Origin of the sequence: Luteococcus sp. (assembly GCF_043424415.1) — a bacterium.
Taxonomy (GTDB): domain Bacteria; phylum Actinomycetota; class Actinomycetes; order Propionibacteriales; family Propionibacteriaceae; genus Luteococcus.
Map to the genome: position 1 here is coordinate 1 of NZ_JBHWOO010000013.1, position 9,087 is coordinate 9,087.

At 71.1% G+C, this 9,087-nt stretch carries 9 protein-coding genes; 6 read left to right on the top strand and 3 right to left on the bottom strand.

What is annotated here, in order from left to right; all coding sequences use genetic code 11:
- From bluB to ACHFFZ_RS00410, 3 genes are all read right to left on the bottom strand, one after another.
- A partial coding sequence (gene bluB, locus ACHFFZ_RS00400; protein WP_394274689.1) for a 5,6-dimethylbenzimidazole synthase occupies positions 1-974 on the bottom strand: 974 nt, incomplete at its 3' end.
- A 35-nt stretch (positions 975-1,009) separates the two neighbouring features.
- Positions 1,010-1,495: a Cys-tRNA(Pro) deacylase gene (gene ybaK, locus ACHFFZ_RS00405; RefSeq protein WP_394274690.1), complete on the bottom strand. Its 486-nt coding sequence runs from the start codon at positions 1,493-1,495 to the stop codon at positions 1,010-1,012.
- Positions 1,495-2,244: a DUF554 domain-containing protein gene (locus ACHFFZ_RS00410; RefSeq protein ID WP_394274691.1), complete on the bottom strand. Its 750-nt coding sequence runs from the start codon at positions 2,242-2,244 to the stop codon at positions 1,495-1,497. The genes ybaK and ACHFFZ_RS00410 overlap by 1 nt, the downstream gene beginning before the upstream one ends.
- A 111-nt stretch (positions 2,245-2,355) precedes the next feature.
- Here ACHFFZ_RS00410 and hisD point away from each other — a divergent pair, with 111 nt between their 5' ends.
- The 6 genes from hisD to ACHFFZ_RS00440 form a co-directional block, all read left to right on the top strand.
- Positions 2,356-3,684, top strand: coding sequence for a histidinol dehydrogenase (gene hisD, locus ACHFFZ_RS00415; protein WP_394274697.1), 1,329 nt, complete (start codon positions 2,356-2,358; stop codon positions 3,682-3,684).
- Complete coding sequence (locus ACHFFZ_RS00420) at positions 3,681-4,850, top strand: histidinol-phosphate transaminase (RefSeq protein WP_394274692.1); 1,170 nt, start codon at positions 3,681-3,683, stop codon at positions 4,848-4,850. Before hisD ends, ACHFFZ_RS00420 begins: the two co-directional genes overlap by 4 nt.
- Positions 4,847-5,458 (top strand): imidazoleglycerol-phosphate dehydratase HisB, encoded by a 612-nt coding sequence (hisB, locus tag ACHFFZ_RS00425; protein WP_394274693.1) that lies wholly within the window; start codon positions 4,847-4,849, stop codon positions 5,456-5,458. Before ACHFFZ_RS00420 ends, hisB begins: the two co-directional genes overlap by 4 nt.
- Positions 5,455-6,078, top strand: coding sequence for an imidazole glycerol phosphate synthase subunit HisH (gene hisH / locus ACHFFZ_RS00430; protein WP_394274694.1), 624 nt, complete (start codon positions 5,455-5,457; stop codon positions 6,076-6,078). The genes hisB and hisH overlap by 4 nt, the downstream gene beginning before the upstream one ends.
- A gap of 19 nt (positions 6,079-6,097) precedes the next feature.
- Complete coding sequence (gene priA / locus ACHFFZ_RS00435; RefSeq protein WP_394274695.1) at positions 6,098-6,835, top strand: bifunctional 1-(5-phosphoribosyl)-5-((5-phosphoribosylamino)methylideneamino)imidazole-4-carboxamide isomerase/phosphoribosylanthranilate isomerase PriA; 738 nt, start codon at positions 6,098-6,100, stop codon at positions 6,833-6,835.
- Positions 6,832-9,087, top strand: a 2,256-nt coding sequence (locus ACHFFZ_RS00440; RefSeq protein WP_394274696.1) for an HAD-IB family hydrolase, incomplete at its 3' end; no start/stop codon positions are given. The genes priA and ACHFFZ_RS00440, both read left to right, overlap by 4 nt.

The following is a 9,087-nucleotide window of genomic DNA, read 5'->3' on the forward strand; positions in this document are numbered from 1 at the left end:
ACGTCGCGGCCCACCTGCTGCTCGAAGGAGCTCACCCGGTGCCTGGTCACGGAATGGTCACTGGCCGCCAGCACCAGCACCCCGGACTCGACGCCCTGGGGGCGGATCGCCTCGAGGCGGTTGAGGGCGCGGTCGAGCACACCCAGCGAGCCGGGCGTGGTGAGCAGCTGGTCGGCGTCGTCGGTGGCCTGCACCACGCGGGACTGGTCAGGCGCGGCCAGGTGGTGGACGGGGCGGCGGGGCTCCTCGCCGGGCCAGCCGTCGGCCAGCAGCACGTCGTCAAGTGGCAGCCGTTTCGACCAGGCGAGCCGCTCCAGGCCGGGCGACGGCGGCCGCTCGTCGGGCCAGCCCAGGCAGAGCCAGCCGAGCGTCTCGACCCCCTCGGGCAGGCCCAGCAGCTCGCGCAGCTCGTCGGGCTCGAAGAGCGTCACCCAGCCCATGCCCAGACCCTCGGCCCGGGCGGTCAGCCACATGTTCTCGATCGCTGCGGCACAACTCCACAGGTCGGCGTCGGGAAAGGTGGCACGCCCCAGCACGCCCACCGCCGGGGACCGACGGTCACAGGCCACCACCAGACCCAGCGGCGCCTCGCGCAGGCCCTCCAGCTTGAGGTCCAGCAACTGGCGGGCCCGCTCGGGCGCCAGCTGGTCCGCCTGCGCCAGCCGGGCACGGTCGGCCATCGCCGCGGCACGGTCACGCAGCTCGGCATCGCGCACCACGATGAAGCGCCAGGGCTGCGAATGGCCAACCGACGGGCCCCGGTGACCGGCCTCGACGACCCGGCGCACCAGCTCCTCGGGCACCGGGTCGGGGCGGAAGCGCCGGATGTCACGGCGGGCACCGACGACCGTGGCCAGCGCCTCGCGAACCGGGTGCGGCATCGCCCACCCGTCGGGCGCCTCGGCACGCTCCTTGGCCGAAGAGGTGTCCCCGACGACGGGGACCGGACGTGACCAGGAAGGCTGCTCTGACATGGCTCCCACTCTAGGGAGCCGCGCCGGCGCGCCGGTCAGCGGGCCACCGGGGCGAAGGAGGCGCCGCACAGCCGTGCCAGGTCGGTGGGGGAAAGTTCCAGCTGCAAGCCCCGGCGGCCGGCCGAGACGAGGACCGTCTGCTGCGTCTCGGCACTGGCATCGATCACGACGGGCAGGCGGCGCTTCTGGCCCAGAGGCGAGATCCCGCCCACCACATAGCCGGTGGCGCGTTCGGCAGCCTGGGGATCGGCCAGGGCCGCCTTCTTGGCGCCCATGGCGGCAGCCATCGCCTTGAGGTCCAGCTGGCAAGCCACAGGGACCACGGCGACGGCCACTGACTGAGGTCCGCCTGTGCAGCTGACCACCAGTGTCTTGAAGACCTGCAGCGGATCCAGCCCGAGGGCCTCGACCGCTTCATCGCCGAAATGGGTGCTCTCGGGATCATGGTGGTAGGGATGCAGTTCGTGGCTCACTCGGGCCTTGGACAGGGCACGGGTCGCCGGCGTGGCCTGCCCAGCCATCACAGGGCCTCGACGACGGCGACCAGCACCGGCGCGACGACCAGGGCCGGCAGCATGTCGGCCACCCGCACCTGCTTGAGGCCCAGCAGCCGCACAGACAGCCCCAGCAGCACGATGCCGCCGGTCACGGTGAGCGCGTCCACCTGCGCGGCGGGAAGCAGCCCGCCCAGCACGGCGCCGAGCACGGTCAGGGTGCCTTGATAGAGCCCGACGGCCACCGCGGACAGCAGGACCCCGAGCCCCAGCGAGCTGGCAAAGGCGATCGCCGCGAAGCCGTCCAGCACGCTCTTGGCCAGCAGCTGGTCGGGGCCCTGGCCCAGCCCGTCGGCCAGCGATCCGAGGATGGCCATCGGGCCGACGCAGAAGACCAGGGTGGAGGTGACGAAGCCGTCGACGAAACGTGACTCGTCGTGCCCGGTCCCGCCGGCGCGCGCTCCCAGCCGTCGCCTGGCCCAGCGGCCCAGGTCGTCCATGCCTTCCTCGAGCCCGATCCAGGAGCCGAACAGGGTGCCGGCGACCACCGCGAGCAGCACCACCACCAGGGCCCCGCCGCCGACAGCGGCCGCGAGCGGCTCGCCCAGCAGCGGACGCAGCGAGAGGCCCGCCATCACCAGGGTGCACAGGCCCAGGGCGTCGGTAACGGCGCCCTGGGCACGGGCCGGCATCCGCGCTCCCAGGGCCAGTCCCAGCAGGGATCCGGCCACGATGGCGATGACATTGACCGCCGTTCCCAGTCCGATGAAGTGCACCGCCCCATCCCACCATGTCCTGGCCAGCAGGCATCGGCGACGGCCCAGCCGGTGGTCATGGGCGCGCAAGGGCGCTGCCACACCTAGACTTGCGGGGTGGCAGAGAATCTGATGCGAACCCTTGACTTCACGGGAGCAGGCCTTGACGGCCAGCGCTTCGACTACCGCCGGGCCGTGCCCCGGGCGGCCTTCGAGGTGGACCATGCGGTCGAGAAGGTCCGTCCGATCAGCGAGGCGGTGCGCACCGAGGGCAGCGAGGCCCTGCTGAGCTTCGCCGAGCAGTTCGACGGCGTCCGTCCCGAACACCTGCGGGTGCCGGCCGAGGTGCTGGCCCGTTGTGCCGAGGAGCTCGACGACGAGCTGCGCGCCGCCTTCGACGAGTCGATCACCCGCCGCCGCCAGGTCTGCGAGCTCGCCGAGAAGGAGAACAACTCGCCCAGCGTCTCCGTGGCCGAGGGGGCCACCGTCGCCCAGCGGATCATCCCGGTCAACCGGGTCGGCCTCTACGTGCCCGGCGGCCTGGCGCCGCTGGCCAGTTCGGTGATCATGAACGTGGTGCCGGCCCAGGTGGCCGGGGTCGGCTCCATTGCCGTCGCCAGCCCGCCCCAGAAGGACTTCGGCGGCCTGCCGCACCCCAACATCCTGGCGCTGTGCCACATCCTCGGCATCGACGAGGTCTATGCCGTCGGCGGGGCGCAGGCGATCGCCATGTTCGCCCATGGCGTCGACGACCTGTGCGAGCGCGTCGACATGGTCACGGGCCCCGGCAACATCTACGTCGTCGCGGCCAAGCGACTGCTGCGCGGTGTGGTCGGCATCGACTCCGAGGCGGGCCCCACCGAGATCGCGATCCTCGCGGACGAGTCCGCCGACCCACGCCACGTCGCCGCCGACCTGATCAGCCAGGCCGAGCACGACCCGATGGCCGCCTCGGTGCTGGTCACCGACTCGCCCGAACTGGCCGCGGCGGTGCAGCAGGAGGTGGCCGCCCAGGCCGCCGCCACCCGCCACAGCGAGCGCGTGCACACCGCCCTGGGCGGCGTGCAGTCGGGCATCGTCATGGTGCGCGACGTCGAGCAGGGACTGCAGGTGGTCGACGCCTATGCCGCCGAGCACCTGGAGGTGCAGACCCGCGATGCCGCCGAGGTGGCCGCCCGAGTCACGAATGCCGGCGCCATTTTCGTCGGTCCTTGGGCCCCGGTCTCGCTGGGGGACTACTCGGCAGGCTCCACCCACGTGCTCCCGACCGCCGGTTGCGCCTGCCACTCCTCGGGTCTGTCGGTGCGCAGCTTCATGCGCGCCGTCCACGTCATCAAGTACACCGAGCAGGCGCTGCAGGAGGTCGCCGGCCACGTCGAGACCTTCGCGATGGCCGAGGACCTGCCGGGCCACGCCAATGCGATCACGGTGCGTCGCACCCAGCAGGAGGAGGGACGATGATCCGCCCCGAGACCCCCACGGCCGCCCAGCCGGCCCAGATCAGTTTGGCCGAGTTGCCGTTGCGCCCCGAACTGGTCGGGCAGGAGCCCTACGGAGCCCCCCAGCTCGACGTGCCGGTGGCCCTCAACGTCAACGAGAACCCCTATGCGCCCAGCGAGAAGGTGGCCAAAGCCATGGCAGCGGCGGTGCAGAAGGCCGCGGCGTCGATGAACCGCTACCCGGACCGGGAGGCGCTGGGGCTGCGTACCGCGCTCGCCAACTACCTGGGCTTCGGCCTTGGCCCCGAGAACATCTGGGCGGCCAATGGCTCCAATGAGGTGATGACCCACCTGCTGCAGGCCTTCGGCGGACCCGGACGCACCGTGCTGGGTTTCAGCCCCACCTATTCGATGTACCCCGAGTACGCGCGCAACACGCTCAGCAACTATGCGGTGGCCCCGCGCCGCGAGGACCACCGGCTCGACGCCGAACTCGTGCTGGACGCGGTGCGCCACCACCAGGCCGATGTCGTGCTCATCGCCACCCCGAACAACCCCACCGGCACCACCACGCCCGTCAGCATCATCGACGAGATCTGCACCGGGCTGGCCGAGGTGCGCCCCGACTGCATCGTCGTGGTCGACGAGGCCTACCAGGAGTTCACCGAGGTGCCGCAGGACTCGGCGCTGGCCCTGCTGCCGCGCCACCAGCACCTGGTGGTGAGCCGCACCATGAGCAAGGCCTTCGCCTATGCCGGCGGCCGACTGGGCTACCTGGCCGCCACCCCCGCCATCGTGGACGCCTGCCGCATCGTCCGACTGCCCTACCACCTCTCGGCCTCCGCCCAGCAGGTGGCCCTGGTGGCGCTGGCCCACGCCGACGAGATGCTCGAGAAGGTCGACGCGCTGCGCCAGGAGTGCCAGGAGCTGCAGGGATGGCTGCGCGACCAGGGATTCGAGGTGGTGCCGAGCCAGGCGAACTTCTGCCTCTTCGGCCGCTTCGAGGACCGTCACGCCGTGTGGCAGTCGCTGCTCGACCAGGGCGTGCTGGTGCGCGAGACCGGCCCGGAGGGCTACCTGCGCGTCTCGGCCGGCACGCCCCGGGAGATGGCCGCCTTCCGCGAGGCGCTGACCACCACCATGAAGACCCACCGCATGAAGGCCCAGGCCAAGGAGGCCCACGCATGAGCCGCACCGCACGCGTCGAGCGCACCACCAGCGAGTCGACGATCAGCGTCAGCATCGACCTGGACGGCACCGGCCACAGCTCGATCAGCACCGGGGTGGGCTTCTACGACCACATGCTGACCGCCCTGAGTAAGCACTCCGGGATCGACATGGACGTCAGCTGTTCCGGCGACGTGCACATCGACGGTCACCACTCGGTGGAGGACACCGCCATCGCGCTGGGCCAGGCCATTGCCCAGGCACTCGGCGACAAGCGCGGCATCACCCGCTACGGGGATGCGATGGTGCCGCTCGACGAGGCCTTGGCGCAGTGCGTCGTCGACGTCGCCGGCCGCCCCTATGTGGTGTGCAGCGGCGAGCCGGATGGCCAGGTCTATGCCCTGATCGGCGGCTCCGGGGTGCCCTATGCCGGCTCGATGACCCAGCACGTGGTGGAGAGCCTCGCGATGAATGCGGGGCTGTGCGTGCACCTGCGCCTGCTGGCCGGCCGCGACCCGCACCACATCGTCGAGGCCCAGTTCAAGGCACTGGCCCGGGCCCTGCGCACTGCCATCGCCCCTGATCCGCGCCAGGCCGGGCAGATCCCCAGCACCAAGGGCACGCTGTGACCCGCGTCGGGGTGCTCGACTACGGCTCGGGCAACCTGCACTCGGCCTGCCGGGCCCTGGAGGCTGCGGGCGCCGAGGTGGTGCTCAGCAGCGACCACGACGAGCTGCGCCGCTGCGACAAGCTGCTGCTGCCCGGGGTTGGTGCCTTCGCTGCTTGCATGGAGGGCCTTCGGGCCGTCGGGGGTGACGAGTTCGTCACCGGCTGGCATGCCGAGGGGCGCCCCCTGCTGGGCATCTGCGTCGGCCACCAGGTGCTGTTCACCGCCGGCTTCGAGCACGAGGTGGAGGCCACCGGCCTGGGCCTGCTGCCCGGCATGGTGCAGCGGCTGGAGTCGGCCAGGCTGCCGCACATGGGATGGAACCAGGTGGAGGCGGCCGAGGGCTCGCGGCTGTTCGACGGCATCGAGGACGAGCGCTTCTACTTCGTGCACTCCTACGGCGTGCGCGCCCAGCAGGCAGAGCACCTGATGCCCGCGGGGGCCAGGACCACCTGGGCCAGCCATGGGGGCGACCGCTTCGTCGCGGCCGTCGAGCACGAGAACATCAGCTCCCTGCAGTTCCACCCCGAGAAGTCCGGTGCGTCCGGCGCGGCCCTTCTGCAGGGGTGGGTCAGCGCCTGATGGCGTAGGGTTGGTTGGCGTGAACCCACTTGTGCTTCTCCCAGCAGTTGACGTCCAGGCCGGTCAGGCCGTCCAGCTCGTGCAAGGTGTCGCGGGATCCGAGAAGGTCTTCGGTGACCCGCTCGAGGCCGCGCGACGCTGGCAGGAGCAGGGTGCCGAGTGGATCCACCTGGTGGACCTCGACGCAGCCTTCGGCCGCGGAACCAATGCCGACGTGCTGGCCCGCATCGTGGGCGAGCTCGACATCAACGTGGAGATGTCCGGCGGTATCCGCGACGACGAGAGCCTGGCCCGTGCCCTCGAGGCCGGCGCCCGCCGCGTGAACATCGGCACCGCGGCCCTGGAGGATCCCGAGTGGTGTGACCGCGTCATCGGCGAACACGGCGACCGGGTGGCCATCGGCCTGGACGCCAAGGGCACCCGTCTGGCCGCCCGCGGCTGGACCCGGGAGGGCGGCGACCTGTTCGAGACCCTCGACCGGCTCAATGCCGCCGGATGCCAGCGCTATGTGGTCACCGACGTGGCCAGCGACGGCATGCTCACCGGCCCCAACCTGGAGCTCCTGGGCCAGGTCTGTGCCCGTACCGAGGCGGCAGTGGTGGCCAGCGGCGGCATCTCCACCCTGGAGGACCTGCGGATGCTGCGCGGCCTGGTGCCGATCGGCGTCGAGGGCGCCATCGTGGGCACCGCCCTGTACGTGGGCAACTTCACCCTGCCCGAGGCCCTCGAGGCTGCCGCCGGCGAGGTGGAGCGATGAGCACCCACACCCCGCCCCTGCTCGACGGCCGCCTCAAGGACCTGCTCGACGGCCAGAAGATCGTGATGACCGGCGTGACCGGCTTCATCGGCGAACAGATCCTGTGGAAGATCCTCACCGAGCTGCCCGCCACGCGCGCCGTGCTGCTGGTGCGCCCCAAGGGCTCGGTCACCGCCGAGCAGCGCGTCGTCAGCCTGCTCAAGAAGCCCATCTTCAAGGAACTGGCAGCCGCTGCCGGCGGCCCCCAGCAGCTGCTGGACCAGCGCGTCGACGTGCTGGCCGGCGACCTGCCCAATGTGCCCGCCCTGCCCCGCGACCTTGACGTGGTGATCCATTGCGCCGGCGATGTCAGCTTCGACCCGCCGATCGATGCCGCCTTCAAGACCAATGTCCTGGGCACCCAGGCATTGATGGCCAAGATGCTCGAGGCCTGCAGCGACGAATCGGGCAACCTGGTGCGCATCCCGCACTATGTGCACATCTCCACCGCCTACACCGCCGGCCGCCGACGCGGCGCGATCCCCGAGGCCGCGCACGAGCACGATGTCGACTACCGCGTCGAGACCCAGCACGCCCTGGCGATGGCCGACCTGGTCGAGACCCAGAGCCGCACCGCCGAGCAGCTCGCCGAACTGCGCAAGCTGGCCGAACGCGACCACCGCCAGGCCGGTTTCCTCACCACCGCCGAGGACACCGAGCGCCGCCGTCAGGAGTGGGTGAAGGCCAAGCTGGTCGAGGCCGGCACGGAACGCGCCCGCTCGCTGGGCTGGACCGATGTCTACACCTTCGCGAAGGCGATGGGCGAGCGGGTCGTGGCCGACATGGGCAAGGACATCCAAGTCTCCGTGGTGCGCCCGGCGATCGTCGAGTCGAGCCTGGTGCACCCCTACCCGGGCTGGATCGAGGGCTTCAAGATGGCCGACCCGATCATCCTGGCCTACGGCAAGGGCCAGCTGCGCGAATTCCCCGCCTCGCCCGACGCCGCCCTGGACATCGTGTGCTGCGACCACGTGGTCAACGCAATCATCGCCGTGTGCGCCACCGAGCCGACGGTGGGGGAGCCGGAGTTCTACCACGTCTCCACCGGCGCGCGGAACCCGATGACCTTCCGCGAGATCTACGAGTACCTGCGCGAGTACTTCGAGAAGCACCCCTACTCCCGCTCCGACGGCACCGTCGCCCCGCTGGCCACCTGGAAGTTCCCCGGCGAGCAGCCGGTGCTGCGCTTCCTGCAGGTGGCCGAGAAGGCCCACCAGGTGGGCGAGCGCCTGGTCACCTATGCCCCGAGGAGCGAGCGGACCCGCGAGGCCGCGATCCAGCTGGACCGGCAGGGCAAGAACCTGTCCTTCCTGCGCCGCTACCTCAACCTGTACGGGGAGTACCTGCAGAGCCAGGTGCACTTCGTCGACGACTGCACCATGGCGCTGAACAACTCCCTGCACCCCGACGACGTCGCCTCCTTCGCCTTCGACACCTCGGCGGTGGACTGGAAGAGCTACATGCAGGAGATCCACGCGCCGGCCATCACCGACCCGGTGCGTCGCCTGGAGGCGGCGCGCAAGCGTCGCGGCAACCGCGCCAGCACCTTCAAGCCGCTGCGCGCCAGCGAGCCCGGCACCGTCCTGGCCGTCTTCGACCTGGACGGCACGGTGCTCGACACCAATGTCATCGAGACCTACCTGTGGGCCCGCCTGCCCGAGCTCTCGCCCGCCGGTCGGGTGCGCGAGCTCGCCCAGGTGGCGGCCAGCCTGCCCGGCTACCTCGGTGCCGAGCGCCGCGACCGCGCCACCTTCCTGCGCTCCATCTACCGTCGCTATGCCGGCATGCGGATGGACCACCTGGAGTCCTTCGTCGACGAGCAGATCGCCCCCTTCGTCACCGACCGGAGCTCGGCCGAGGCGATCGAGCGCATCAAGGAGCACCGCGAGGCGGGCCACACCACGATCCTGCTCACCGGCGTGATCCGGCCGCTGACCCGCCCGATCGCCGACCTCTTCGACGTCGTGGTGGCGGCCGAGCTGGCCACCGATGCCGACGGGGTCTGCACCGGCTTCCTGACGCACCCGCCGATGGTCGGGGAGTCGCGCTCTGCCTGGCTTCGCCACTACGCGGCCCAGCGGGGCATCGACCTGTCGAAGTCCTTCGCCTATGCCGACTCCCACGTGGACCTGCCGATGCTCAATGCGGTCGGCAACCCCGTGGCCGTGCAGCCCGACGTGGGCCTGCTGCGGGCGGCGCGCAAGAATGGCTGG